The following is a 26,468-nucleotide window of genomic DNA, read 5'->3' on the forward strand; positions in this document are numbered from 1 at the left end:
TAAAAAGATTTTCTGATGACAGGGCTGGAATGATTGGTTAAAGTTTTCGGCATCCCCATTTAATTGGTGTTTTTTTCATCTGTTGTAAACAGCTATTACTGCCGGAGCCGCATGCCAAACTCAAATCACAATCTGGGCCGCCGTCGTTTATTACAGGGCGTTGCCGCCAGCTGGTTGCTGAGTGTGAGTCGTACGGGCTTCGCCACGTCATCGCACGTGATCGCCGTGCGCGTCTGGCCATCCTCCACCTATACCCGCGTCACGCTGGAATCCAACGTCGAGCTGAAATACAAGCAGTTTGCCCTGACCAATCCCGATCGCGTGGTGGTGGACATCGAAGGCGTTCACCTTAACAGCGTGCTGAAAGGCATCGCCGGGCAGGTGCGTGCCGACGACCCTTATCTCAAGCAGGCGCGCGTCGGCCAGTTCGATCAGAATACCGTGCGGCTGGTGCTGGAGCTCAAGCAGAGCGTCAGCCCGCATATTTTCACGCTGGCGCCGGTGCCGGAGTATCGCAACCGTCTGGTCATGGATCTCTACCCGACCAAGGCCGGCAGCGGCGGCGAGGAGTATGATCCGCTACTGGCGTTACTGGAAGATTACAACAAGGGCGATCTGGAGCGCACGCTGCCGCCGGAAGCGCCGCAGGCCGGTAAAGCGGGGCGCGATCGGCCGATCGTCATCATGCTGGATCCCGGCCACGGCGGTGAAGATCCCGGCGCCATCGGTAAATACAAGACGCGCGAGAAAGACATCGTATTGCAGATTGCCCGCAAACTGAGCGCCATGATCAAGCGCGAGCCAAACATGAAAGTGTTCATGACGCGCAACGAAGACGTGTTTATCCCGCTCAAGGTGCGCGTCGCCAAGGCGCGCAAGCAGCGCGCGGATCTGTTCGTTTCGATTCACGCCGATGCCTTTACCAGCCGCGCGGCGCGCGGTTCATCGGTGTTCGCGTTGTCCACCAAGGGCGCCACCAGCTCGGCGGCCAAGTTCCTGGCGCAGACGCAGAACGCCTCGGACCAAATCGGCGGCGTCAGCAAGAGCGGCGATCGTTATCTCGACCACACCATGTTCGATCTGATCCAGACCGCGACCATCAACGACAGCCTGAAGTTCGGCAAGGAAGTGTTGAATCGGATGGGGAAAATCAACCGGTTGCACAAGAATCGCGTCGATCAGGCCGGTTTTGCGGTGTTGAAGGCGCCGGATATCCCGTCGATCCTGGTGGAGACGGCGTTTATCAGCAACATCGAAGAGGAGCGCAAGCTGCGCACCAGCCATTTCCAGCAGCAGGTGGCGGAGTCGATTCTGGCGGGCATCAAGGCTTATTTCGCCAACGGCGGCGCGCTGGCGAGCCGATAACGGCTAATGGCAGGGCCGGGCGTGCGTCCGGCCAGTTTCGCGGATTGCAGATACAAAAAAACACCCGTCAGGGTGCTTGTCTGTTGTCATCAAGAGTTGGTTGCGGAGGCCGGATTTGAACCGACGACCTTCGGGTTATGAGCCCGACGAGCTACCAGGCTGCTCCACCCCGCGTCCGTCTTGATGCTGTATTACTACGAAACCACCGTTCATGTGATGCCGCTGGTACGACATTCGGTTGGTTGCGGGGGCCGGATTTGAACCGACGACCTTCGGGTTATGAGCCCGACGAGCTACCAGGCTGCTCCACCCCGCGTCCGTATAATACTTTTTTATCGAAACCAAACCAAAAATACCGCCAATGCGGCATCGGTTGGTTGCGGGGGCCGGATTTGAACCGACGACCTTCGGGTTATGAGCCCGACGAGCTACCAGGCTGCTCCACCCCGCGTCCGATGGATGCGCACTATACTCTCCGTGCGTTTTGTTGCAAACCCTTTTTGCACTTTATTGGCCTAAACCCGTTTTTCTGCTGAATTTGCCCGCAATTTGCCTTCTTTTTCATCACCATCTCCCGTGCGGCTTTTTTTATTTGCAGCGATTCCTTTATCAATGGGCGTTTGTTATCGTTCAGCCGGTAGATCATATCAGTGTGAGAGTGTGCGCGATGAAAGGACGTTGGGGTAAATACCTGCTGGGCGGGTTGATGGTGGCGGTGTTGGCGGGCTGCTCGTCCAAGCCGACCGATCGGGGTCAGCAATATAAAGATGGCCGTCTGGATCAATCGCTGGAGCTGGTCAATCAGCCCAATGCCAAAGGGTCGCCGGTCAACGCCAAGGATTACTCGGATCAACTGATGGAGATCAAATATGCGTCTCCTTCGCTGTTTAACCGCAACAACAGCACCTATCAGGCGGTGCAAAGCTGGATGGCGTCCGGCGCCGACACCCGCCTGCTGAGCCAGTACGGCCTCAGCGCTTACCAGATGGAAGGCGTCGACAATTACGGCAACGTGCAGTTTACCGGCTATTACACGCCGGTGGTGCAGGCGCGTTATACCCAACAGGGCGAGTTCCGCTATCCGCTGTACCGCATGCCGCCGAAGGGCAGAGGCCGCTTGCCGGATCGCGCGGGCATCTATTCCGGCGCGCTCGACGATCGCTATATCATCGCTTACACCAACTCGCTGATGGACAACTTCATGATGGAAGTCCAGGGCAGCGGCTACGTCGACTACGGCAACGGTCAGCCGCTGGTGTTCTTCGGCTACGGTGGCAAAAACGGCCACGCCTATCGCAGCATCGGCAAGGTGTTGATCGATCGCGGCGAAGTGGCCAAGGCAGACATGTCGATGCAGGCGATCCGTCAGTGGGCGGATACCCACAGTGCCGCAGAGGTGCGTGAGCTGCTGGAACAGAATCCGTCGTTCGTCTTCTTCCGCCCGGAGGCTTTTGCGCCGGTGAAGGGCGCCAGTGCAGTGCCGCTGGTCGCCAAAGCCTCGGTGGCCTCCGATCGTTCGCTGATCCCGGCGGGCACCACGCTGCTGGCCGAAGTGCCGCTGCTGGACAACAAGGGTAAATTCACGGGAAAATACGAGATGCGCCTGATGGTCGCGCTCGACGTGGGCGGCGCCATCAAGGGCCAGCATTTTGATATGTATCAGGGCATCGGGCCGGAAGCAGGCCACTCGGCGGGGTACTACAACCACTACGGCCGCGTCTGGGTGCTGAAAAACAACGGCGGCGGCCAGTTGTTCAGCGCCAATCAATCCACCGGCGGCGGTGCGTTGCTGGCCACCCGGTAAATGCACACGGCGTGAAAAGAGTGACCCGCAAGGGCCGGATTTTCCGGCCCTTATCATTTGCATTATGAAGGTAATTAAAGCGTTATGAGCACAGCTTATTCGGAAGCCTATCTGCAGCGTTTCGGCGGCACGGCGCGGTTGTATGGCCAGCAGGCGCTGGCGGTGTTCGCGCAGGCGCACGTCTGCGTGATCGGCATCGGCGGCGTGGGTTCCTGGGCGGCTGAGGCACTGGCGCGCACCGGCATCGGCGCCATCACCCTGATCGATATGGATGATGTGTGCGTCACCAATACCAACCGCCAGATCCACGCCTTGCGCCAACACGTCGGGCAATCGAAAACCGAGGTGATGGCGGAGCGTATCCTGGCGATCAACCCGGAATGCCGGGTGACCTGCATCGATGACTTCATTACCCCGGACAACGTCGCCGAGCTGCTGGACCAGAACTTCAGCTACGTCATCGATGCGATCGACAGCGTGCGGCCGAAGGCGGCGCTGTTGTCATACTGCCGCCGCTTCAAGATCCCGGTGGTGACCACCGGCGGCGCCGGCGGGCAGACTGACCCGACCAAAATCGAAGTGGCCGATCTGGCGAAAACCATCCAGGATCCGCTGGCCGCCAAGCTGCGTGAGCGGCTGAAGCACGATTTCAACGTGGTGAAAAACGGCAAGGGCAAGCTGGGCATCGACTGCGTCTTTTCCAGCGAGCCGCTGGTTTACCCGCAGCCGGACGGTTCGGTGTGCGCTTCGCGCAGCACGGCGGAAGGGCCGAAAAGAATGGATTGCAGCGCGGGATTCGGCGCGGCGACCATGGTTACCGCCACTTTCGGCTTCGTCGCCGTGTCGCACGCACTGAAAAAGATGGTGGCAAAGGCGGCGCGTCAGGCATAACGGGTGGCAATCGCCTGCACGGTGGCGGCCAGGGCCGCCAGGCCGCTGGCGCGAGTGGCGCTCAGCTGCGCGCGCAGCGCTAACCGGTCGAACAGCGCCAGCGGATCCAAGGCGGCGATCTGCTGCGGCGTTTTCCCTTCCACTTCGGTCAGCAGTACCGCCAGCAGACCGCGCACGATACGGCCTTCGCTGTCGCCATAGAAGTGCAGCGTGCCGTCCTCCAGCAACTGGTGCCCCAACCAGACGCGGTTTTCACACCCGCTCAACGCTATTTCTTCACGGCGCAAGGCCTCCGGCAGCGGCGGCAGCCGTTTCGCGAGCATAATCAGCTGGCGGTAGCGGTCTTCCCACTGTTTTAGCGTGCTGAAGGTGGCAATCAACGCTTCGGCGGTGATCTCTCGGCCAAAAGGATGGGGGGCGAGCATAGCGTCTCCGGGAGTCAAGTCAGTCGGCCAGCAGATCGAGGGCGTGAGTCAACGCGCTGACCAGCGTATTGACGTCCTGTTGCGTATTGTAGGGAGCGAACGACGCGCGCAGCGTGCCACTGACGCCCAACGCCGCCATCAGCGGCTGCGCGCAATGTTGGCCGGCGCGCAGCGCAATGCCTTGCTCCGCCAGCAGCGTGACGATGTCGCTGTGGTGTACGCCGGCGATGTCGAACGCCAGCAGGCTGGAGCCGGAGCTACGGAAGCTGCGAAAGCCCGGCAGCTGCGCCAAACGCTGTTCCGCCTGGTTTGCCAGCTCGCGGCTGTAGCGTTCCGCCGCCGCCATATCCTGTTCGCTGAGCCAGGTGAGCGCGGCGGCCAATCCCAGCACGCCGGCGATGTTTGGCGTGCCGGCTTCGAAGCAGTGCGGCGGTTTTTGCGGGGTAAAACCGTCGAACGACGCCTGGGTCAGCATCTTGCCGCCGCCTTGCCAGGGGGCCATCTGCGCCAGCAGTTCGGCTTTGCCGTACAGCGCGCCGATGCCGGTCGGGCCATACAGCTTGTGGCCGGAGAAGGCGTAGAAGTCGATGTCGAGCTGCCGTACGTCGGCCGGGCCGTGAACCACGCCCTGGGCGCCGTCGATCATCACGCGTGCGCCGGCGGCATGTGCCTGAGCGATCGCCGGCGCCAGATCCGGGCAGCCGCCGGTGACGTTGGACATTTGCCCTAGCGCCAACAGGCGGGTTTTGTCGTTGAGCAGGGCGGGCAGCTGCGTCAGATCCGGCAGCCGATCGGCGCCGATAGGCAGTTTCACCACCCGCGCGCTGGTTTGTTCCGCCACCATCAGCCAAGGGATCAGGTTGGCGTGGTGTTCTGCTTCGCTCACCAGAATTTCATCGCCCGGCTGCAGGCGCGGACGCAGGTAGCTCTGCGCCACCAGGTTGATCGCCTCGGTGGTGCCGCGCGTCCAGACGATGTCGTCGGCCGACGGCGCATTGATCAGCTGCGCCACCTGGCCGCGCGCCCGTTCGAAACGGGCGGTCAGATCCTGCGCCGCCCGGTGCTGGCTGCGGTGCACGGTGGCGGCGTCATCGCGATAAAATTGCTGCGTGGCGTCGATCACCGCCTGCGGTTTCAACGCGGTGGCGGCGCTGTCCAGATAGATGCCGTCCTGCGCGAGCGCGGGAAACTGTTGGCGAAAAAGGCTGGGGTTAAAAGGCGTCATACCCTGATTGTCACTGGCTTGAGTCGATGGGTGATCCTGTCCTATTTTGCCGCCGGAGACAAGCGCTCCGCCTATTAGGACTTATCGCCTGGCAAAATTTGGAAAGTTTGTTATGCTATTAAATGTGCGCTAACTAATCGCATCTATACACATAAAAGGTATTTATCAGCATTTAAAACTACAAAGGAGTCCTCAATGAAGAAAACAGCCGCAGTTCTTTCTGCCCTGATGCTGACGTTCACCCTGGCCGCCTGTTCCAGTAACTACGTGATGCATACCAATGATGGACGCACCATTGTCGCTGACGGCAAGCCTAAAGTGGACAACGATACCGGCATGATCCGCTATAAAGACGCCAATGGCGTCGAGCAACAGATCAACCGCGCCGATGTGAAAGAGATGGTTGAAAGCAACCAGTAACCGTCAGGCAAAAAAAAGCACCGCAAGTTTTGCGGTGCTGCATAAAATCACTATGGACAGACAGGGTAAATGTACAGGAAGTGAAAAAACAGTAGCCTAGCTACCATGTCCGGAATCGCCGGACAATTTGCAAACACAACATCACAACCACAAGCCAAAAGTTCATCGGCGTCCTCGACACCCACTCCCTTTTCGTTCCGGCCCGGGAAGTGCCGCCACTATAGGTATTTGCTGGCGCATCCTCAACGGACAAATTATAATGGCTCGGATAAAAAAAACTAATGGCAATACGCCGTTAGCGTTTACCGATGGCTTGCCACGTAAAGCCGCCCGATTTTCGGCGCCGAATCATTCGGATTAATGTTACACAAAAGTAGCTAATTTAATGTCTAAACGCTTACCTCCCCTCAATGCGCTGCGCGTGTTCGATGCGGCCGCTCGCCACCTGAGTTTCACCAAGGCGGCGGAAGAGCTGTTCGTGACTCAGGCCGCGGTGAGCCACCAGATCAAATCGCTGGAGGACTTCCTCGGGCTGAAGCTGTTTCGCCGGCGCAACCGCTCGCTGCTGCTGACCGAAGAGGGGCAAAGTTATTACCTCGATATCAAGGAGATCTTCTCTTCGATCAACGAGGCGACGCGCAAGCTGCAGGCACGCAGCGCCAAGGGGGCATTGACCGTCAGCCTGCCGCCGAGCTTCGCCATTCAGTGGCTGGTGCCGCGCCTGTCCGGCTTTAACTCAGCTTATCCGGGGATCGACGTGCGCATCCAGGCGGTGGATCGCGAAGAAGACAAGCTAGCGGACGACGTCGACGTGGCGATTTTCTACGGCCGTGGCAACTGGCCGGGGCTGCGTGCCGAGCGCCTGTATGCGGAATATCTGCTGCCGGTGTGTTCGCCGAGCCTGCTGACCGGCGATCATCCGCTGAAAACCGCCGAGGATCTGGCTTATCATACGCTGCTGCATGACGTTTCGCGCCGCGACTGGCTGGCCTATACGCGCCAGCTGGGGTTGCAGCACATCAACGTGCAGCAGGGGCCGATCTTCAGCCACAGCGCCATGGTGGTGCAGGCGGCGGTACACGGCCAGGGCGTGGCGCTGGTGAACAACGTGATGGCGCAAACCGAGATTGAGGCCGGTCGCCTGGTGTGCCCGTTCAACGATGTGCTGGTCAGCAAAAACGCTTTTTATCTGGTATGTCATGACAGCCAGGCAGAACTGGGTAAAATAGCCGCCTTCCGGCAGTGGATCCTGGCGCGCGCCGCCAGCGAACAAGAGAAGTTCCGCTTCCGCTACGAACAATAAGGCCGGCCGCCGCCTTGCTGCGGCCGGTGATTTTTAATGGGATAGATCACGATGAGCAGCCGTTCCATGCTGGTTTTCGCCGCTATCAGCGGCTTTGTGTTTGTCGCGTTGGGCGCATTCGGCGCGCATGTGTTAAGCGGTACGCTCGGCGCCAACGAAATGGCCTGGATCCGCACCGGGCTGGAATATCAGGGATTCCACACCCTGGCCATCCTGGCGCTGGCGGTCGCGATGCAGCGCCGCGTGAGCCTGTGGTTTTACTGGAGCGGGGCGCTGTTGGCGTTCGGCACCGTGTTGTTCAGCGGCAGCCTCTATTGCCTGGCGCTGTCGCACCTGAAGGTCTGGGTTTATATCACGCCGGTTGGCGGCGTGTGCTTCCTGATCGGCTGGATATTGATGTTGATTGGCGCTTTGCGTCTGAGGAAAAAGGCCGAGCGCCATGAATAAGATTGCGTTGTACTGCCGCCCCGGCTTTGAAAAAGAGTGTGCGGCGGAGATCACCGACAAAGCCGCCCAGCGGGAGATTTACGGCTTTGCACGGGTAAAAGAGCACAGCGGTTACGTGCTGTTCGAATGCTATCAGCCGGACGATGCCGACCGCCTGGCGCGGGAAATTCCGTTCCGCGAACTGATTTTCGCCCGCCAGATGATCGTGGTGGGCGAGCTGCTGCGCGATCTGCCGCCGGAAGATCGGGTATCGCCGATCGTCGGCATGCTGATCGGCGTGGTGGATCGTGGCGGCGAGCTGCGGGTGGAAGTGCCGGACACCAACGAAAGCAAAGAGCTGATGAAGTTCTGCCGCAAGCTGACGGTGCCGCTGCGCGCCGCGATGCGCGAGCAGAAGGTGCTGATGGCGCGTGAGAACCCGACTCGCCCGGTGGTGCACGTGTTTTTCATCGCGCCGGGCTGCTGCTACGTCGGCTACTCCTACAGCAACAATAACTCGCCGTTCTACATGGGCATTCCGCGTCTGCGCTTCCCGGCTGATGCGCCGAGCCGTTCGACGCTAAAGCTGGAAGAAGCGTTCCACGTGTTCATCCCCGCCGATGAGTGGGACGAACGCCTGGCCAGCGGCATGCACGCGGTCGATCTGGGCGCCTGCCCGGGCGGCTGGACCTATCAGCTGGTGAAACGCAGCATGATGGTGCACTCGGTGGATAACGGCCCGATGGCGCCGAGCCTGATGGAAACCGGCCAGGTGACGCACCACCGCGCCGACGGCTTCAAGTTCGAGCCGAACAGCAGCAAGATCTACTGGCTGGTGTGCGACATGGTGGAGAAACCGGCGAAGGTGACCAGCCTGATGATTCAGTGGCTGGTGAAAGGCTGGTGCCGCGAAGCGATCTTTAACCTCAAGCTGCCGATGAAAAAGCGCTATGAGGAAGTGTCGCAAAACCTGATGAGCATCCGCGAAGCGCTGGGCGCCGCCGGCATCAGCGCCGAAGTGCACGCCAAGCAGCTGTATCACGACCGCGAAGAGATCACCGTGCACGTGCGCCGCATGTGGTCGGCGACGCCGGGCCGGCGCGACGAGCGCGATTAATCGCGTTAAGCTTGATGAAGGGCGCTGCTTGCAGCGCCCTTATTGTATCGGCAGGCGCAGCTGCTGCAGGTTGCCGTCCAGCGACAGATCGGTGCGCAGCGTGGCGACTTGCTTGCTGACGTAGGCCAGCTCGCGGTGCTGCTCCAGCTTACCTCGCCATTTCTCCGGCACCTGCTCCAGGTGCTGATAAATCCCGTCCAGGCTGCCCGACTGCTGCAACAGCAGCACGGCGGTTTTCGGCCCGATGCCGGCCACGCCGGGGATCTTGCTGCTGCCGATCCCCGCCAGCCCCCAGTAGTCCGGCAGCTGTTGCGGCTGCACGCCGAATTCCTGCTGCACGAAGGGCATATCCAGCCAGCGTTTCTGGAAGTAGTCGCGGATCTGCACGTTCGGCGCCAGCAGCTGGCAGTAGCCTTTGTCGGTGGAGACGATGGTCACCTGGTGGCCGCCGCCGGCGACCTTCGCCGCCAGCGTGGCCGCCAGATCGTCCGCCTCGTTGCCGGGAGAATGCCAGCTGGCGACGCCCAGTTCGGCGAAGGCCTCGCGCAGCTGCGGCATCTCCTGCTGCAGGTTTTCCGGCATCGGCGAGCGCCCGGCCTTGTAGTCCGGCAGAATTTGGTGGCGCCAGCTGTCGCGGCGATCGTCCTCGTCGAAGACCGCCACCGCGTGGGTCGGGCGGCTGTGCTGTATCAGCTGCTGCAGCGCGTGGCGGCAGGCGTTGACGCAAGGGGAGCCCTGCACGGCGTGAATGCGGCGGATGAGGTTCAGGGCGTCGACAATCAGTAGGTGTATCATCATGGGCGGTAAGGTCAGAAAAAACAGGGCGGCTGTTACGCCGCCCGGGATTGAGGGTCAGGCTACGATTTCGTAGCAGGGCACATAGGCGCTGCCCGGCAGCTTCATGCGGTGCTGGGCGACAAAGCCCTGCAGCAGGCTGTCCATCTGCTTCATCATCTGCGGTTCGCCGTGCAGCTTGTACGGGCCGAACTGCTCGATGGCGTGGATGCCGTTTTCCTTCACGTTGCCGGCCACGATGCCGGAGAACGCGCGGCGCAGCGCGGCGGCCAATTGCTCCGGCGGCTGATTCGGATACAGGTTGAGGTTCGCCATGTTCTCATGGGTCGGCTCAAACGGCAGCTGCAGATCCGGCGCGATACGGATCGACCAGTTGAAGCTGTAGGCGTCGCCGGTGTTGCGGCGGTTTTCCTTCACCAGCGGCATGGCTTGCTTCATCTGCCGCGCCACTTCCGCCGGATCGTCGATGATGATGGTGTAGTGGCGGCGTGCTTCGTCGCCCAGCGTGTTCATGATGAACTCGTCCAGCACGCGGAAGTAATCGGCGCTCTCTTTCGGCCCGGTCAGGATCAGCGGCAGCACCTGTTCGCTGTTTTCCGGGTTCATCAGGATACCCAGCAGGTACAGCAGCTCTTCGGCGGTGCCGACGCCGCCCGGGAAGATGATGATGCCGTGCGCGATGCGCACGAAGGCTTCCAGGCGTTTTTCGATGTCCGGCATGATCACCAGCTCGTTGACCAGCGGGTTAGGCGGCTCGGCGGCGATGATCGACGGCTCGGTCATGCCGATGAAGCGGCTGTTGCGGTAACGCTGCTGCGCGTGACCGACCGCCGCGCCTTTCATCGGCGCTTCCATGGCGCCCGGCCCGCAGCCGGTACAGATGTTCAGCTCGCGCAGGCCCAGCTGGCTGCCGACCTTGCGCGCGTACAGGTATTCGTTTTCGTTGATCGAATGGCCGCCCCAGCACACCACCATATTGGGATCTTCATCCAGATGCAGCGTGCGTGCATTGCGCAGGATCGAAAACACCAGGTTGGTGATGTGGGCCGAGTTTTCCAGGTTCAGGTGCTGGAAACGGCCGGCGCTGGCGATTTGGCCGTGCACGAACAGGATATCGCGCAGCACGGCGAACAGGTTGGCCTGCAGCGAGCGGATGATACGGCCGTCGACGAATGCCTCTTCCGGCGGGTTGACCAACTCCAGTTTCACCCCGCGCTCACGGCGCAGCACGTTGATGTCGAAGGTTTCATAGCGCGACAGCAGCTGCTTGCTGTTGTCGGTTTGGCTGCCGGAGTTCAACACGGCCAGCGAACAGTTGCGAAACAGGCGGTACAGGTCGCTGCTGGCGGTGCGCTTCAGCATGTCTACTTCCAGCTGCGACAATAAATCCATAGAGCCAAGCGGGCTGATGTGTGTAATCAAGGTAACTCCTTTGCACCCGGTGCGGGGCGGTAGTAATCCATACGCAGCAAAACAGCATCTCGTTATGGTTGGCGTGCTGCGGCAAAGCGGGCGCTCTGCCCGGCCGCAGCCTCGTTTTAACCTTACCGCCGTCCCTGTACTTTTACCAACATAAACCGCTCGTTAGCTCAGTTGTTGAGCAATGTTTCGCACTTATTGGCGCGCCAGGCGGCCGTGCCCGGGAGCGAAGGCGACGTTGCTGCGCCACGGGTTGATATCCAGCCCGCCGCGGCGGGTGTAGCGGGCGTAGACCGTCAGGCTTTGCGGCCGGCAATAGCGCAGCAGATCGTTGAAGATGCGCTCGACGCACTGCTCGTGGAATTCGTTGTGGTGGCGGAAGGAAACCAGGTAACGCAGCAGCGCTTCGCGATCAATCTTACCGCCGCAGTAGCTTATCTGCACCGAGCCCCAGTCCGGCTGATGAGTGATCAGGCAGTTGGACTTCAGCAGATGGCTGACCAAGTGCTCTTCCACCACCTCTTCACCGGCGGCGTCCAGCAGGTAGTCGGCGTTGAACGCATAGTTGTCGATGCGGATATCCTGCTGGTCGATGCAGTCGCCGGCCAGACGGGCGATCGGCGTGCCTTCCAGCTGCTCGACGCTGAACAGGGTGACGCTCACCTCGCCCTGGGCGCAGGCGGACAGATCGCGCTGCAGCGTGCTGCGTACCGTTTCCCAATCGGCAAACGGGGTCTGGTTGAAGCTGTTGAGGTACAGCTTGAAGCTTTTCGATTCGATCAGGTTCAGGCTGTCGGCGTTGAGGCTGATTTCGCCGACCGCCACCTGCGGCAGTCCGTTGGCGTTCAGCCAGGAGAGCTCGTACAGCGTCCAGATGTCCGCGCCGTGGAAGGGCAGATTATCGGAGTACAGCCCCAGCGGCTCGCGGTTCATGCTGCGCGGCACCGCCTGCAGCAGCGAGGCGTCGTAGCGATCGCGGTAGGCGGTAGGTTTGCCCAACGTCAGCCCCGACAGGGCCTGGTGGTCTTGATAGGAGGACATCTGCTGTCACCTCGGTCAGAGATAGGTACAATGGCCGTCAGTTTAACGTATGCGAGAAAGAATATGGACCATGATGTATCGCACGCTCTGCGTGAATTCACTCAACGCTATGTCGAGTTGTGGCAGCAAGAGCGCGGTCACGCGCCGGCCAGCCAGGCGCTGTATGGCGTACCGTCGCCCTGCATCGTGGAGAACCGCGAGGACGAAGTGCTGTGGCTGCCGCGGCCTTTCGAACCGGCGGCGACGCTGGAGAAAGTTGAAACCGCGCTGGAGCTGCGTTTGCAGCCGGACGCTCACCGTTTCTACACGCAGCAATACGCCGGCGACATGGGCGCGCAGTTCGGTGAGCATCGCCTGAGCCTGCTGCAGGTCTGGAGCGAAGAGGATTTTATCCGCCTGCAGGAGAATCTGATCGGCCATCTGGTGACGCAAAAACGTCTCAAGCTGTCGCCGACGCTGTTCCTGGCGACCACCGAATCCGAGATGACGATGGTGTCGCTGTGCAACGTCAGCGGCAATGTGGTGTTGGAACAGTTCGGCAGCGATAAGCGCACCCTGCTGGCGGCGACGCTGGGGAATTTCCTTGATGCGCTGCGCCCGGTGTTGGACTGAATCGCGACGGATTCGCCGCCGCCCGTGTGAGAGATCTCTCACACGGTCTGTGAGAGATCGCTCTTAATTTTTCCCGCCTTTCTTCAGGCTATGAGATTATTGTTATCCAGATCAATTGGTTAGAATTTCTTTAGGATAACTCTTAGTCTTAATTTGGTGTGAGACAGCGCCCAAACCCTTGTGATTCCGGGAAATTTAAGCGATCTTATCCTTACCGGAACGGAACCGGCGGAGCAGGAAAGCATCAGGATGATGCAGCTTCAGGAAGAAGAAAGGGATGCGCTCAGGCAAGAGCGAAGGATGGCGTCAGGAGATGCCCAGGATGTTTCAGGATAGAAACCAGGGACACCTCCAGGACGGAGATTGAGAGCCGGCACAGGACTGTCGGCGGGTCAGGAAGGCTGAGGAACCGCGTCAGGACGATGCTGCAGGATGATGCAAGGACCACTTGGTCAGGATGGCCGCAGGAAAAGTTTTCAAGGATTGAGCAGGGAGCACGCTGTGTAGCGGGATTGCTATAAAACGAACCGGGGGCACTGTTAACGCAGTGCCCCCAACTTTTGTTTTATCCCGCCGCGCGTGCGCCCCGTCTTAATTCCTCTTCAGCGTTAACCAATCGCGCCCAGCGTATCGCCTGCGCCCTGTTTTTTCGGCAGCAGGAACAGCGTGGCGTAGATATCCAGCAGGTAAATTGCCGCCAGCAGGCTGATGGCGGCGGTAAACGACACCTGCGTCACCAGCGCACCGATCACCAATGGCCCCAGGCCGCCGACGCCGCGCCCCAGATTGAACAGGATGTTTTGTGCGGTGGCGCGCGCCTGTACCGGATAGGTGTCGGAAATCAACGCGCCGTAGCCGCCGATCATGCCGTTGACGAACATGCCCATGACGGCGCCGGCGAACAGCATCAGCGTCGGGTCGCTCAACTGAGCGTAACCGATCACCATCACCACGGCACCGATCTGATAAAGCACGAAGATCTTCCAGCGGGCGAAGCGGTCGGCCAGCACGCCAAACAGCCAGATGCCGAACGTCATGCCCACTACCGTCACCGCTGTCCACAGGCCGGACTTGGTGAGCGAGAAGCCAAAGTTTTTCGCCAGGTAAGTCGGCATCCAGATCATCAGCCCGTAATAACCGAAGTTTTGCACCGAACAGAGAATAAAGATGCCGATGCTGGCCCTGCTGGTGGCGCGATCCTTAAACAGCAGGCGCAAACGCTGCAGGAAGGAGAGCGGTTGCCCGGTGTCTTTCTGCCGCACGAACGCCTCCGGCTCGCCCAGGGTACGGCGGATCAGGAATGACGCCAGCGCCGGCAGCAGGCCGACCAAAAACATGCCGCGCCAGCCGATATGTTCCAGCAACAGCGGCGTCAGGAAGGCGGCCGCCAGCACGCCCAACTGCCAGCCCATGCCGACGTAAGCCGAGGCGCGGTTGCGCTTCTCCGCCGGCCAGGCTTCGGCGATCAGCGCCATGCCGATGCCGAACTCGCCGCCCAGCCCGATGCCTGCCAGGGTGCGGTAGGCCAGCAGATCCCAATACCCTTGCGCCACGGCGCACAGGCCGGTGAACAGTGAAAACATCAGGATGGTAATCGTGAGCACCCGGATACGGCCGAAGCGATCGCTGAGATGGCCGAAGATCACGCCGCCCAACACCGCGCCGATCAGCGTCCAGGTGACCAGCGAACCGGCGGCCGCTGAGGTTAATCCCAATTCGATGCTGATGGCCGGCAGCATAAAGCCGAGGATCAGCAGGTCAAACCCGTCCATGGCGTAACCGGTGACCGAGGCCAGCATGGCCTTACCGGGCGTCGCGTGGTTTTTTTTCTCTGTTATTACGGACATGAATCTTTATCTGTGTGGTGAACTCGGTGGGCCTATTGTGCCGCGTGGCGGCGAACGTCACCAGATAAAAGCGGCGGGCTGTCTCAGGCGCGCCGTTTTTAGGCTATAAAAATGCTATGCTTTGCCGCCTTTCAGCCAGCGCGCTGAATACCATGATGAAAAGAGATCGGGAATGCAGATGAGTATACATAACCAGGTGCGCCGCAGTTTGCAGGCGATTGAACAATCCATGCGCGATCTGGCGCTGTGGCAGGCTGCGCCGCCTGAACATGAGGCTTTCTCCAGCACCGAGCCGTTTTGCATCGACAGCATGTCGGCCGAAGCCTGGCTGCAGTGGGTATTCTTGCCGCGCATGTATGCGTTGCTGGACGCCGAAGCGCCGCTGCCGACGCGCTTCGCCATCACGCCTTATTTCGAAGAGGCGTTGAAAGATCGTGAACCGAGCAGCCTGCCGCTGCTGGTGCTGCTGCAACAGCTGGATTTGATGTTGAATAAAGAGCCGTAATTCGCCGGCGGCGCGCAGATTTTTGCCGCCCGGCAGTGTAGAGTACTCGCGCGGATGCCGGGCAGGAGAGCCGACGGCGTCTTTCGGCTCGGTTGAACCGCGGCGGTTGACCGGGGGCTGCATTAGGATGATGAGGTGCTGCAATAATGGATTTATTAAGGTTTATCCTGCGTTTGCCTTTTACCCTGGTTAAGGGCGTTTGCCGTCTGCTGGCGGGGGGATTGTCGCTGTTGGGGCGGTTGCTGAGACCGCTGGTCGGCAACCTCAGCTGGCGCGCGCCGGCCTGGTGGGCTGCGCTGCCGCGCGGTTTTTTGCGGCTTGAAAACGGCGTGGATAAACACCCGAAAGCGATCGGTTTGGGGCTGTTGCTGCTGGCAGGCGCCGCGGGCGGCGCGTTTTACGGCTGGCACTGGTGGCAAAACCGGCCCCAGCCCATTGAGCCTGCGCCGATGGTGGTTCAGGAGGTCAGCGCATCGCTGGCCAACCCCGCGCCGATAGATTACGCCGCCGCCCGGCAGGTGCCGCAAACGGTGAGCCTGGCCTTTAGCGGGTCGGTTGCGCCGATCGCCGCAGTGGGTAAAACCCTGAGCGCCGGTATCACCCTCAAGCCGGCTGCCGAAGGGCAGTGGGCGTGGCTCAATGAGTCGACGCTGGTCTTCACGCCGAAAAAGCCGCTGCCGATGGGCGCGAAATATGACGTGACCCTCGAGCCCGCCACCTTGCTGGCGCCGCAGATCAAACTGGCCAAAACCCGCTATGCCTTCAGCGTGCCTGCGTTCGATTACCGCCTGGGGCAGGCCGAGTACTACCGCGACCCGCAAGATGCGCAGAAACGCAGCGCGATTTTCAATTTGCAGTTCAACGCGCCGGTCGACGTCGCCAGCTTTGAAAAACAGATTTCGCTGGGATTGAAGGAAGGCAGCACGTCCTCCGAGAAAAAGCTGAACTTCTCTCTGGTCTATGACGAGAAAAAACTGAATGCCTGGGTGCATTCCGAGCCGTTGCAGGCGCTGGATCAGGGCGGCGCGGTGCATCTGACCGTCGGCAAGGGCGTTAAATCGACGGCGGCCGGCAATGCGGTCGACGAGGCGAAAAGCAACTGGGTCAAGGTGCCGACGCTGTACAGCCTGGCGCTGAGCGACGCCAGCGCCCAGGTCGTGGACACCGACGGCGGCCAAGGGCAGCGTGCGCTGGTGGTCAGCTTCAGCGATGCGGTGAAGGATAAAGAGCTGGCACGGGCCACCAAAGCCTGGCTGCTGCCGCAGCACGATCCGAGCGATGCCGAGGCCGCCAACGATGCCGAAGATTTCTATCAGTGGACGGTCGACAGCGTCAGCAAGAATGTGCTGGCGCAGGCGACGCCATTGCCGCTGACGCTCAACGAGGCGGAAGAAGCCTACCAACCGCAGTTCAGCTTCCGCTTTGAAGCCCCGGCGCACCGCTTTGTGCTGCTCGAAATAGACAACCAGCTGGTCTCCGTCGGCGGTTACAAAATGCCGAAGAAGGTTTACCGGGTGGTCGACGTGCCGGAGTTTCCGAAATCGCTGCAGTTCATGTCGCAGGGCTCGCTGCTGTCGGTTAACGGCGACAAGCAGATCAGCGTGGCGGCACGCAACGTGGCGGGCCTGAGGCTGGATATTAAACGGGTGATCCCAAGCCAGCTGCAGCACATCGTCTCCTTCAAAAGCCGGGAATACTCGTCCACGGAATTCAACCGGCTCAACGACGAGTATTTCACTGAGCATTTCAAATACCAGACGGCGCTCAACAACGAGCGGCCGGGGGAAGTGAACTATCAGGGCATCGATCTCTCCCGTTATCTCTCCACTAACGCCAGTTCCCATCGCGGGGTGTTCCTGCTGACGCTGTCTGAATGGCAGCCGAACCGGAAACCGGCGGCGGAAGAGGCGGGCGCCGAACCAGAACAGGAACCGGACGAGAGCACCGGGGATGATCAGCCCGAGGTCGGCGATTCGCGTTTTGTGGTGGTGACCGATCTGGGCATCGTCGCCAAGAGCTCGCAGGATAAGACGCGCGACGTCTTCGTGCAGTCGATTCAAAGCGGCGCGCCGGTCAGCGGCGCCAAGGTGTCGGTGGTGGCCAAAAACGGCGTGACGCTGCTCAGCCAAACCACCGGGGCCGACGGCCATGTGCGCTTCCCGGCGCTCGACGTGTACACCAATGAGCGCCAGCCGGTGATGTTCCTGGTGGAAAAGGAAGGGGATGTCTCTTTCCTGCCGACCGGCAGCGCTAACGATCGCGGGCTGGACTTCTCGCGCTTCGACGTCGCCGGTGAACAAACGCCGACCGATCCGCGCACGCTCGGCAGCTACCTGTTCTCCGATCGCGGCGTTTATCGACCGGGGGATACTTTCAATATTGGCCTGATCACCCGCGCCGCCGACTGGCGCGTTGGCCTGGCCGGCGTGCCGGTGCGTGCCGAAGTCCGCGATCCGCGCGACAAGCTGATGACCACCGTGCCGCTGACGCTGGGCGCCAGCGGTTTCAACGAGCTGAGCTATACCACCGATGAAAACTCGCCCACCGGCGAGTGGAACGTCTATCTGTATCTGATCGGCAAAAACAACGATACCTCCACGCTGCTCGGCCATACCGCGGTCAATGTGAAGGAGTTCGAGCCGGATCAGCTGAAAGTGAAGCTGGCGCTGACGCCGAACCGCCAGCAAGGCTGGGTCAAACCGTCCGAGCTGAAGGCCAGCATCGATGTGCAGAACCTGTTCGGCACCCCGGCGCAGGATCGCCGCGTGACCACCAAACTGACGCTGCGGCCGATGTATCCGAGCTTCGATCGCTTCCCGGATTATGCGTTCTATGAAAACCGGCAAAACAGCGACGGGTTCGAAACCGAGCTGGAAGATCGCACCACCGATGAGCACGGCGCGGCCGAAATCCCGCTCGATCTGAAATCCTACGCCGATGCCACCTATCAGCTGCAGCTGCTGTCGGAGGCGTTCGTCGCCGGCGGCGGGCGCTCGGTGGCGGCTACCGCCCGCACGCTGGTTTCGCCTTACGATTACCTGATCGGCGTGAAGGCGGACGGCGATCTGGGCTACATCAACCGCGACGCGGAGCGGCATCTGAACGTGATCGCCATCGATCCGAATCTGCAGCAGATCGCCATGCCGAACCTGAAGCAGGTGTTGATCGAGCAGAAATACATCTCGGTGCTGACCAAACAGGATTCGGGCGTTTACAAATACCAGTCGAAGATGAAGGAAGTGCAGCTGTCGGAACAGCCGCTGGCGCTGAGCGAGCAGGGCGCGGATCTGCGGCTGGCGACCGATAAGCCGGGCGACTTCGTGCTGGTGATTGAAGATGCGCAGGGCAAAACGCTCAACCGCGTCGCCTACAGCGTGGCCGGCAACGCCAACCTGAGCCGTTCGCTGGATCGCAACGCCGAACTGAAGCTGAAACTGAACCAGGCGGAATATCAGCCGGGCGAGGAGATCGAGGTGGCGATCAACGCGCCTTATACCGGCAGCGGCTTGATCACCATTGAGAAGGACAAGGTTTACGCCTGGCAGTGGTTCCACACCGATACCACCAGCTCGGTGCAGAAGATCCGCGTGCCGGCCGGCATGGAGGGCAACGGCTACATCAACGTGCAGTTCGTGCGCGACATCAACTCCAGTGAAATCTTCATGAGCCCGCTGAGCTATGGCGTGATGCCGTTCAAGATCAGCACCCAGGCGCGGCAAAACAGCCTCGAGGTGACGGCGCCGGAAGTCATCAAGCCGGGTGAAAACCTGACGATGACGGTCAAGACCGACGCACCGCAGCAGGTGGCGCTGTTTGCCGTCGATGAGGGCATTCTGCAGGTGGCGCGCTACCGCCTGAAGGATCCGCTGGAGTTCTTCTTCAGCAAGCGTGAACTGAACGTGAGCAGCTCGCAGATCCTCGACCTGATCCTGCCGGAGTTCAGCAAGCTGATGGCTCTGACCGCGGCGCCGGGCGGCGATGCGGGCGAAGGGCTGGATCTCAACCTCAACCCGTTCAAGCGCAAGCGCGACAAGCCGGTGGCCTACTGGTCCGGCATTACCGAAGTCAGCGGCGAGAAGCAGTTCGTCTACCCGGTGCCGGACTACTTCAACGGCAAGATCCGCGTGATGGCGATTTCAGTGACGCCGGAGAAAATCGGCAAGGCGCAAACCGCCGCCACGGTGCGCGACAACTTCATCATGACGCCGAACGTGCCGGCGATGGTGGCGCCGGGCGACGAGTTCGACGTCAGCGTGGGCGTCAGCAACAACCTCGAAGGGCTGAACGGCCAGTCGGTGGCCATCAACGTTCTGTTGACGCCGCCGCCGCAGTTGGAGGTGGTGGGCAACGCGACGCAAAGCCTGACGCTGGCGGAAAAACGCGAAGGCGTGATCGCCTTCCGTCTGCGCGCCAAAGCCGTGCTGGGCGATGCGCCGCTGGTGTTCGACGCCCGTTACGGTGACCAGGCCAGCCGCCGCACCGTCAGCACCTCGGTGCGGCCGGCGGCGCCGTACCGTACCCAGTCGGTGATGGGGCGCATGAACGGCAGCAGCCAGAACGTCGATGGCCTGCGCCAGATGTTCGACGCTTTCGCGCAGCGCCGGGCGGCGGTGTCGAATTCGCCGCTGGTGCTGACCAGCGGGCTGGCGCAATACCTGGCGGATTATCCGTATTACTGTTCCGAGCAGATTGTCAGCCGCTCCATTCCGCTGATGCTGCAGAGCCGCCATCCAGAGATGAAAAGCAGCCTGAGCCAGGCGGAAGTCAGCAAGCAGCTGCGCAACCTGCTTGGCGTGCTGCGCGCGCGCCAGAATGACAGCGGTGCGATCGGCGCCTGGCGTTCGTCGCCGGATGCCGATCCTTTCATCACGCCTTATGTGGTGCAGTATCTGCTCGAAGTCAAAGCGGCGGGCTACGCCCTGCCGGAAGGCATGCTGGACGAGGCCAACGGCGCATTGCGCGAGCTGGCGGCCAGCGGTTTCGACGATCTGTATCTGCTGCGCCTGCGCAGCTGGGCGGTTTACCTGCTGACGCTGCAGGGCGAAGTGACCACCAACTCGCTGGCGGCGGTGCAGGATACGCTGCAAAAACGCTATGGCGAAGGCTGGAAAACCGATCTGAGCGCGCTGTATCTGGCGTCTTCCTACCGCCTGTTGAAGATGGACGACGAAGCCGCCGCGTTGCTGCAACCGAGCTGGCAGCAGCTGAGCAAGGCGTATGACAGCGCCTGGTGGACGCAGAACTATTTCGACCCGCTGGTGCAGGATGCGACGCGGCTGTATCTGATTACCCGTCACTTCCCGGAGAAGGTGGCGTCGATCCCGCCGCAGGTGCTGGAGAATATGGTCAAGGCGCTGAAAGAAGAGCGTTACACCACCTACTCCTCCGCGATGAGCATTCTGGCGCTGGAAAGCTATTCGGCCCAGGTGGCGGCGCAATCCGCCAATGCGGGCGCCTTGGGCATCGCGCAGGTAGGCAAGGCAGGCGGCGAGCCGCAGCGCATCAGTGAGCTGCAGGGGTTGTTCGTTCAGGGGCAGTTCAACGCCGATGCTACCGCCGTGCGCTTCACCAACGGCGGCAATGCGCCGGCCTGGTATGTGGTGACGCAGGCCGGTTACGACCTGAATGCGCCGCAAAAAGCGCTGTCGCGCGGGATTGAGATCGTCCGCGATTACACCGACGAGCAGGGCAAACCGGTGACGCAGGTGACGTTGGGGCAGAAGATCAACGTCCATCTGAAGGTGCGCGCCAACTCGAAAGAGGGGCAGAGCAACCTGGCGATCGTCGATCTGCTGCCGGGCGGCTTCGAAGTGGTGCAGCAGACGCCGCCGGAACCGAGCGATGCCGGCGAGGAGAGCGACGATCGCGGCGGTTGGCAGTCGCCGCTGGCCGCCTCCGGTTCCACCTGGGCGCCGGATTACAGCGATATCCGTGAAGATCGGGTGATTATCTACGGCAGCGCCGGCACCGAGGTGCAGGAGTTCGTCTATCAGATCAAGGCCACCAATACCGGCAGCTTTATTGTTCCACCGGCCTACGGCGAAGCCATGTACGACCGTGAAGTACAGGCCATGTCGGCCGGCGGCGGCAAGCTGGTGGTGGTGCCGGCGGGCAACGACTAGGCCGGATCCGGCGCCAGGCCAGCGTCTGGCGCCGGGGTGGTGAGAACGTATGAAGATCCTGACCGGGCGCGTGCTGCAAAACGGCTTGATGGCGGCGTTTTTACTGGCGCTGCTGCTGACCGCGATCCGGCTGTGGCCGCACCCGCCCATGTGGCAGGGGCTGCCGCAGTCTTCCGTCTATTACGACAGGCACGGCGCGCTGCTGCGCATCACGTTGGCCAACGACGACCGCTACCGGCTGTGGACCCCGCTGGAGCAGGTGTCGCCGCTGGCGGTGCGCGGGTTGCTGCTGCACGAAGATCGCTGGTTCTATTACAACCCTGGCTTTAACCCCGTCAGCCTGATGCGCGGCTTCTGGCGCAGCTATGTCGCCGGCGGCAAAATGCAGGGCGGATCGACCATCAGTATGCAGCTGGCGCGCATGCGCTGGCACCTCAATACCCGCACGCCGGGCGGCAAACTGCTGCAGGTGCTGCGTGCGGTGCAGCTGGAACTCAGCTACTCCAAGCGCGATATCCTGGAGGCCTACCTGAATTACGCCCCCTACGGCCGCAACATCGAAAGCATCGGCGCCGCCAGCCTGATCTATTTCGCCAAGTCGCCGAAGGATTTGACCCTGCCGGAGGCGCTGACGCTGGCGGTGTTGCCGCAGTCGCCCAGCTACCGTCTGGAGCCGAAAACCGGCGTGCTCGGCGCTGCATTGACGCAGGCGCGCAACCGTCTGTTCCAGCGCTGGCAGCGGGTTTACCCCACCGACGCCAGCCAGCAAACGCTGTTCCGCCTGCCGCTGGCGCTGCGGCAGCCTGAGCAAGTGCCCTATATTGCGCCGCACTTTATCGAGCAGCTGCGCCTGCAGACGCAGCAACTGGTGCAGCGCGAGACGCGCGTCGACACCACGCTGGACGCCGGGTTGCAGCGGCTGGTCGAGCGGCAGGTCAACGCGTTTATCGCCCGTAACCGCAGCCGCGGCATCCAAAACGCTGCGGTGCTGCTGGTGGACAGCCGCGATATGGGGGTGCGCGCGCTGGTGGGATCGGCGGACTATTACAATCGGCCGATCCAGGGGCAGGTGAACGGTACCCACGCCAAGCGCTCGCCGGGTTCGACGCTGAAGCCGTTCATCTACGCGCTGGGCATGGAGCAGGGCGTGTTGCATCCGATGACCATCCTGAAAGACGTGCCTTCGTCGTTCGGCGCCTATGCGCCGGAAAACTTCGACCGGCGCTTTCTCGGCCCGGTGACCGCCACTGATGCGCTGAATTTCAGCCGCAACATTCCGGCGGTGTATGTCGCCTCGCAGCTACGCCAGCCGACCTTTTATCAGTTTTTACGCCTGACCGGCGTGGCCAATATGGCCAATGAGAGCCACTACGGGCTGTCGCTGGTGCTGGGCGGCGGCGAAGTGACGGCGCAGGAATTGGCGAAGCTGTATGCGCTGCTGGCGAATCGCGGCGAACTGCGGCCGCTGCGCATGCGGCTGAACGAGGCCGAATCGACGCCGGTGCGGCTGCTGAGCGAGGAGGCCAGCTTCATTACGCTGGATATGCTGCGCCAGCATCGGCGGCCGGGCGATACGCTGGCGCAGCGTTCTTCTGCGCTGCCGGTGTACTGGAAGACCGGCACCTCCTGGGGCTTTCGCGACGCCTGGAGCGTCGGGATTTTCGGCCCTTACGTGCTGGTGGTGTGGGAGGGCAACTTCGACGGGCGCGGCAACAATGCGTTGGTCGGCGCCGAGGCGGCAGCGCCGCTGTTCTTCAATATCATCGACAGCGTCAACGCCAGCTACCCCGGCCTGCGGGAACCGAAGCACCCGTTCCCCAAGCGGCTGCGGCGGGTGGAGATTTGTCTCGCCAGCGGCGATCTGCCCACGCCGTGGTGCCAGCAGAAGGGCAAGACCTGGTTCATTCCCGGCAAGTCGCCGATCAAGGTCGACAGCGTCTATCGGCCGGTGGTGCTGGATATTCACAGCGGCGAGGTCGTCTGCCCGCCGTATGACGCGGCGCAGACCCGCACCGAAATCTTTGAGTTCTGGCCTTCCGATTTGGCCAACGTGTTCGCCCAGGCCGGGCTGCCGAAACGCACGCCGCCGGTCAATCGCTGCAAGGACAACGGCGTCGCCGTCGGCGGCAACGCGCCGCGCATCACTTCGCCGCTGAAAAACACCACCTATACCCTGCGCCAGTCGCAGCAGGGGCGAGATAAAATCGCCTTCAACGCGGTGACGGACGCCGACAGCAAGACGGTGTACTGGTTCGTCGACGACATCTACCTCGGCAGCAGCGCCAGCAAAAAGCCGATCGACTGGCGGCCGATCAACAACGGGCGCTACCGCATTCGGGCGGTGGACGATCGCGGCCGCGCCGATACGCGCCTGGTGACCATCGAATGGGTGAACTAGCGCTGAGCCGCACGCCTGTTATACTCGCGCCCGAAACGGCTATTTACCTGGGAAAGCGATGTGATTGAGATTTTGTATCAGGATGAACACCTGGTGGCGGTGAACAAGCCGTCAGGCTGGTTGGTACACCGCAGTTGGCTGGACCGTCATGAAACTCGCTTTATGATGCAGACGGTGCGCGATCAGCTCGGGCAGCACGTCTTTACCGTGCACCGTCTCGATCGCCCGACCTCCGGCGTATTGCTGATGGCGCTCTCCAGCGAGGTGGCGCGCCTGCTGTCGCAGCAGTTCGAGCAACATCAGGTGCAGAAAACTTACCATGCGGTGGTGCGCGGCTACGTGCAGGAGGGGGCGACCCTCGACTACCCGCTGACGGCGGAGCTGGACAAAATCGCCGATAAACACGCCGATGCCGATAAGGGGCCGCAGCAGGCGGTGACGCACTACCGGCCGCTGGCGCAGGTTGAGATGCCGGTGGCCGTCGGCCGCTACGACAGCGCGCGTTACAGCCTGGTGGAGCTGCAGCCGGAAACCGGCCGCAAGCACCAGCTGCGGCGCCACATGGCGCATCTTCGCCACCCGATCATCGGCGACAGCAAGCACGGCGATCTGCGGCAAAACCGCGGTATGGCGCAGCATTTCGGCTGCCCGCGCCTGATGCTGCACGCCAGCCATCTGCAACTGACGCACCCGATAACCGGCGAGCCGCTGCGGGTGACGGCGCGCTGGGACGAAGACTGGCAAGGGGTGATGGCGCAGTTCGGCTGGGCGGGGGTATTCCCTGAACTTGCCGGGGTTGAGTTTAGCGCGGCTAACGGTCAGGATAGCTGACAATTTTTAAAGGTAATGAAGGGAGTAGGAGCATGGCTCAGGTTGGTATCTTCGTGGGAACGGTCTACGGCAATTCGCTGCTGGTGGCGGAAGAAGCGCAAAACATCCTCAGCGAGCAGGGCCATGAGGTCAAACTGTTTGAAGAGGGCACGCTGGAGGCCTGGCAGTTTTATCGTCAGCACTACGCGCTGGTGATCACCTCCACCACCGGGCAGGGCGATCTGCCGGACAGCATCGCGCCGCTGTTCCACGCCATTCGCGATCGGGTCGGCTACCAGCCGGAGCTGCGCTATGGGCTGATCGCCCTCGGCGACAGCAGCTATGACAACTTCTGCGGCGCCGGGCGCGCATTCGACGCGCTGCTGCAAGAGCAGGGCGCCACCCGCGTTGGCGAAGTGCTGGAGATCGATGCGATGGAACAGCCGGAGCCGGAAGTGGCCGCCTGCCCGTGGGTTGAGCAGTGGGGCACGCTGCTGCAATCGTAAAGTAAAAAGGCGCCGCGTAAGGGCGCCTTGGCGATGATGCGGGTCAACCGATCCGCATTATTTGCCGCGGGTGAGTTTTTCCAGATCGGCTTCGATCTCGGCAATCTTGTGCGACACCACGCCTTCGAGATGGCGCAGGTCGTCGAGGATTTTACGCTTCAGATCCACTTCCACCTGATCGCGCTGGCACAGCTGATCCAACTCGTCGATCACGTAGCGCAGGTTCGGGTTGATCTCGTGAATTTCCTTGTAGCCCTGGCCGGCGTTGTCTGCCACCACGGTTTTACGCTGGCGCGGGTACTTGAACTTCACGCTCTTGGCGAAGAACTCGCCCTTGTCCTTGCGGAAATAGATCTTGAGGATGTCGTTGTTGGCCTCTTGACGCAGGCTATAGCGATCGACGTCTTCCGGTTGATTGATGCCCAAACTCTTCAAGTTATCGTACATACTGCGCCCTCTTTAGCGGTGATCGTTATATTCCACGACTGCGATTATGGCGGAAAGCGAGATCTGCGACTGTGACTGCCAGCGAAACGCAGACAAAAAAATAGCGGGTGAATCACCCGCTATTTCAATTTAGTCGATAGTGCGCAATAACTCATTAATGCCGACTTTACCGCGCGTTTTGGCATCGACCTTCTTGACGATCACCGCGCAGTACAGGCTGTAAGAGCCGTCTTTCGACGGCAGGTTGCCGGAAACTACCACCGAACCTGCCGGCACGCGGCCGTAATGGATTTCGCCGGTTTCGCGGTCATAGATGCGGGTGCTCTGGCCGAGGTACACGCCCATCGAAATCACCGAACCTTCTTCCACGATCACGCCTTCCACCACTTCGGAACGCGCGCCGATGAAGCAGTTGTCTTCGATGATGGTCGGGTTGGCCTGCAGCGGCTCCAGCACGCCGCCGATGCCAACGCCGCCGGACAGGTGAACGTTTTTGCCGATCTGCGCGCAGGAACCGACGGTGGCCCAGGTGTCGACCATGGTGCCTTCGTCGACGTAGGCGCCGATGTTAACGTAAGACGGCATCAGCACGGTGTTGCGCGCGATGAACGCGCCCTGGCGCACGGTGGCCGGCGGTACGACGCGGAAACCTTCCTTCTGGAAGCGCGCTTCGTCGTAGTCGGCGAACTTCATCGGCACCTTGTCGTAGTAGCGGGTTTCCGCGCCGTCCATCACCTTGTTGTCGTTGATGCGGAAAGAGAGCAGCACGGCTTTCTTCAGCCACTGATGGGTGACCCATTGACCGTCGATCTTCTCGGCGACGCGCAGGGCGCCGCTGTCCAGCAGGCCGATCACCTGGTTTACCGCTTCGCGCGTTACGGTGTCTACGTTCGCCGGGGTGATGTCCGCACGGCGCTCGAAGGCGCTTTCAATAACGTTCTGTAATTGCTGCATGCTGTTCTCTTTCCTGATGTTGTCGGTAAAAAGTTA

The 26,468-nt window shown here is 61.3% G+C and carries 21 protein-coding genes and 3 tRNA genes; 13 read left to right on the plus strand and 11 right to left on the minus strand.

All coding sequences use genetic code 11. From position 1 onward, the window contains the following. Window positions 1–111: 111 nt before the first annotated feature. Window positions 112–1,365 carry an N-acetylmuramoyl-L-alanine amidase AmiC gene (gene amiC, locus M6G53_RS16255; protein ID WP_253332977.1) on the plus strand — a complete coding sequence of 418 codons (1,254 nt, stop codon included), beginning with the start codon at window positions 112–114 and terminating at the stop codon, window positions 1,363–1,365. A 97-nt stretch (window positions 1,366–1,462) separates the two neighbouring features. Here amiC and M6G53_RS16260 read toward each other — a convergent pair. From M6G53_RS16260 to M6G53_RS16270, 3 genes are all read right to left on the minus strand, one after another. Next, window positions 1,463–1,539 (minus strand) — tRNA-Met (locus M6G53_RS16260). 65 nt (window positions 1,540–1,604) lie between these two features. Beyond that, window positions 1,605–1,681: transfer RNA gene (locus M6G53_RS16265), tRNA-Met, on the minus strand. Window positions 1,682–1,739: 58 nt separating this feature from the next. Next, a tRNA-Met gene (locus tag M6G53_RS16270) sits at window positions 1,740–1,816 on the minus strand. A 216-nt stretch (window positions 1,817–2,032) separates the two neighbouring features. Between M6G53_RS16270 and mltA the strand changes: the two genes are divergently transcribed. Further along, window positions 2,033–3,169, plus strand: coding sequence for a murein transglycosylase A (mltA, locus tag M6G53_RS16275; RefSeq protein ID WP_253332979.1), 1,137 nt, complete (start codon window positions 2,033–2,035; stop codon window positions 3,167–3,169). Between the two features lie 84 nt (window positions 3,170–3,253). Next, the gene (tcdA, locus tag M6G53_RS16280; RefSeq protein ID WP_253332981.1) at window positions 3,254–4,060 is read left to right on the plus strand and encodes a tRNA cyclic N6-threonylcarbamoyladenosine(37) synthase TcdA; all 807 of its coding nucleotides are present in this window, start codon (window positions 3,254–3,256) and stop codon (window positions 4,058–4,060) included. On the opposite strand, the gene csdE is transcribed toward tcdA, so the two are convergent. Then, window positions 4,051–4,485 carry a cysteine desulfurase sulfur acceptor subunit CsdE gene (csdE, locus tag M6G53_RS16285; protein WP_253332983.1) on the minus strand — a complete coding sequence of 145 codons (435 nt, stop codon included), beginning with the start codon at window positions 4,483–4,485 and terminating at the stop codon, window positions 4,051–4,053. The genes tcdA and csdE overlap by 10 nt on opposite strands. 19 nt (window positions 4,486–4,504) lie before the next feature. Further along, window positions 4,505–5,710, minus strand: coding sequence for a cysteine desulfurase CsdA (gene csdA, locus M6G53_RS16290; protein WP_253332984.1), 1,206 nt, complete (start codon window positions 5,708–5,710; stop codon window positions 4,505–4,507). A gap of 195 nt (window positions 5,711–5,905) precedes the next feature. Here csdA and M6G53_RS16295 point away from each other — a divergent pair, with 195 nt between their 5' ends. From M6G53_RS16295 to rlmM, 4 genes are all read left to right on the plus strand, one after another. Next, window positions 5,906–6,130 carry a YgdI/YgdR family lipoprotein gene (locus M6G53_RS16295; protein WP_253332986.1) on the plus strand — a complete coding sequence of 75 codons (225 nt, stop codon included), beginning with the start codon at window positions 5,906–5,908 and terminating at the stop codon, window positions 6,128–6,130. A gap of 385 nt (window positions 6,131–6,515) precedes the next feature. Next, entirely contained in the window at window positions 6,516–7,433 is a 918-nt protein-coding gene (locus tag M6G53_RS16300; RefSeq protein WP_025304049.1) for a transcriptional regulator GcvA, read from the plus strand. A 51-nt stretch (window positions 7,434–7,484) separates the two neighbouring features. Continuing rightward, window positions 7,485–7,880 (plus strand): DUF423 domain-containing protein, encoded by a 396-nt coding sequence (locus M6G53_RS16305; protein ID WP_004931896.1) that lies wholly within the window; start codon window positions 7,485–7,487, stop codon window positions 7,878–7,880. Continuing rightward, a complete protein-coding gene (gene rlmM, locus M6G53_RS16310) occupies window positions 7,873–8,976 on the plus strand; it encodes a 23S rRNA (cytidine(2498)-2'-O)-methyltransferase RlmM (RefSeq protein WP_253332987.1) in 1,104 nt (367 codons plus the stop codon). The genes M6G53_RS16305 and rlmM overlap by 8 nt, the downstream gene beginning before the upstream one ends. Before the next feature lie 39 nt (window positions 8,977–9,015). Here rlmM and xni read toward each other — a convergent pair whose 3' ends face one another. The 3 genes from xni to queF form a co-directional block, all read right to left on the minus strand. Further along, a complete protein-coding gene (xni, locus tag M6G53_RS16315; protein ID WP_253332990.1) occupies window positions 9,016–9,774 on the minus strand; it encodes a flap endonuclease Xni in 759 nt (252 codons plus the stop codon). Window positions 9,775–9,828: 54 nt separating this feature from the next. Then, window positions 9,829–11,193, minus strand: a complete 1,365-nt coding sequence (gene ppnN, locus M6G53_RS16320; RefSeq protein WP_038878760.1) for a nucleotide 5'-monophosphate nucleosidase PpnN — start codon at window positions 11,191–11,193, stop codon at window positions 9,829–9,831. A 192-nt stretch (window positions 11,194–11,385) separates the two neighbouring features. Next, window positions 11,386–12,231, minus strand: coding sequence for an NADPH-dependent 7-cyano-7-deazaguanine reductase QueF (gene queF, locus M6G53_RS16325; protein ID WP_253332991.1), 846 nt, complete (start codon window positions 12,229–12,231; stop codon window positions 11,386–11,388). Window positions 12,232–12,294: 63 nt separating this feature from the next. Between queF and syd the strand changes: the two genes are divergently transcribed. Next, window positions 12,295–12,843, plus strand: coding sequence for a SecY-interacting protein (gene syd / locus M6G53_RS16330; protein WP_253332993.1), 549 nt, complete (start codon window positions 12,295–12,297; stop codon window positions 12,841–12,843). A 608-nt stretch (window positions 12,844–13,451) separates the two neighbouring features. Here the strand turns inward: syd and M6G53_RS16335 are convergent. Next, the gene (locus tag M6G53_RS16335) at window positions 13,452–14,690 is read right to left on the minus strand and encodes an MFS transporter (protein WP_253332995.1); all 1,239 of its coding nucleotides are present in this window, start codon (window positions 14,688–14,690) and stop codon (window positions 13,452–13,454) included. 178 nt (window positions 14,691–14,868) lie between these two features. Between M6G53_RS16335 and M6G53_RS16340 the strand changes: the two genes are divergently transcribed. The 5 genes from M6G53_RS16340 (at window position 14,869) to M6G53_RS16360 (ending at window position 25,031) form a co-directional block, all read left to right on the plus strand. Continuing rightward, window positions 14,869–15,195: a YqcC family protein gene (locus tag M6G53_RS16340; protein WP_028127529.1), complete on the plus strand. Its 327-nt coding sequence runs from the start codon at window positions 14,869–14,871 to the stop codon at window positions 15,193–15,195. Window positions 15,196–15,341: 146 nt separating this feature from the next. Then, a complete protein-coding gene (locus tag M6G53_RS16345) occupies window positions 15,342–21,317 on the plus strand; it encodes an alpha-2-macroglobulin (RefSeq protein WP_253332997.1) in 5,976 nt (1,991 codons plus the stop codon). Between the two features lie 49 nt (window positions 21,318–21,366). After that, entirely contained in the window at window positions 21,367–23,715 is a 2,349-nt protein-coding gene (gene pbpC / locus M6G53_RS16350) for a penicillin-binding protein 1C (RefSeq protein WP_253332999.1), read from the plus strand. 60 nt (window positions 23,716–23,775) lie between these two features. Further along, a complete protein-coding gene (truC, locus tag M6G53_RS16355) occupies window positions 23,776–24,546 on the plus strand; it encodes a tRNA pseudouridine(65) synthase TruC (RefSeq protein ID WP_253333001.1) in 771 nt (256 codons plus the stop codon). A 32-nt stretch (window positions 24,547–24,578) separates the two neighbouring features. After that, window positions 24,579–25,031: a flavodoxin gene (locus tag M6G53_RS16360; RefSeq protein ID WP_047729983.1), complete on the plus strand. Its 453-nt coding sequence runs from the start codon at window positions 24,579–24,581 to the stop codon at window positions 25,029–25,031. 57 nt (window positions 25,032–25,088) lie between these two features. On the opposite strand, the gene M6G53_RS16365 is transcribed toward M6G53_RS16360, so the two are convergent. Further along, window positions 25,089–25,478, minus strand: a complete 390-nt coding sequence (locus M6G53_RS16365; protein ID WP_004931929.1) for a DUF3461 family protein — start codon at window positions 25,476–25,478, stop codon at window positions 25,089–25,091. A gap of 129 nt (window positions 25,479–25,607) precedes the next feature. Further along, entirely contained in the window at window positions 25,608–26,432 is an 825-nt protein-coding gene (gene dapD / locus M6G53_RS16370; protein WP_004931932.1) for a 2,3,4,5-tetrahydropyridine-2,6-dicarboxylate N-succinyltransferase, read from the minus strand. Window positions 26,433–26,468: the final 36 nt, after the last annotated feature.

The organism is Serratia nevei, from assembly GCF_024160145.1.
GTDB classification, from domain to species: Bacteria; Pseudomonadota; Gammaproteobacteria; order Enterobacterales; family Enterobacteriaceae; genus Serratia; species Serratia nevei_A.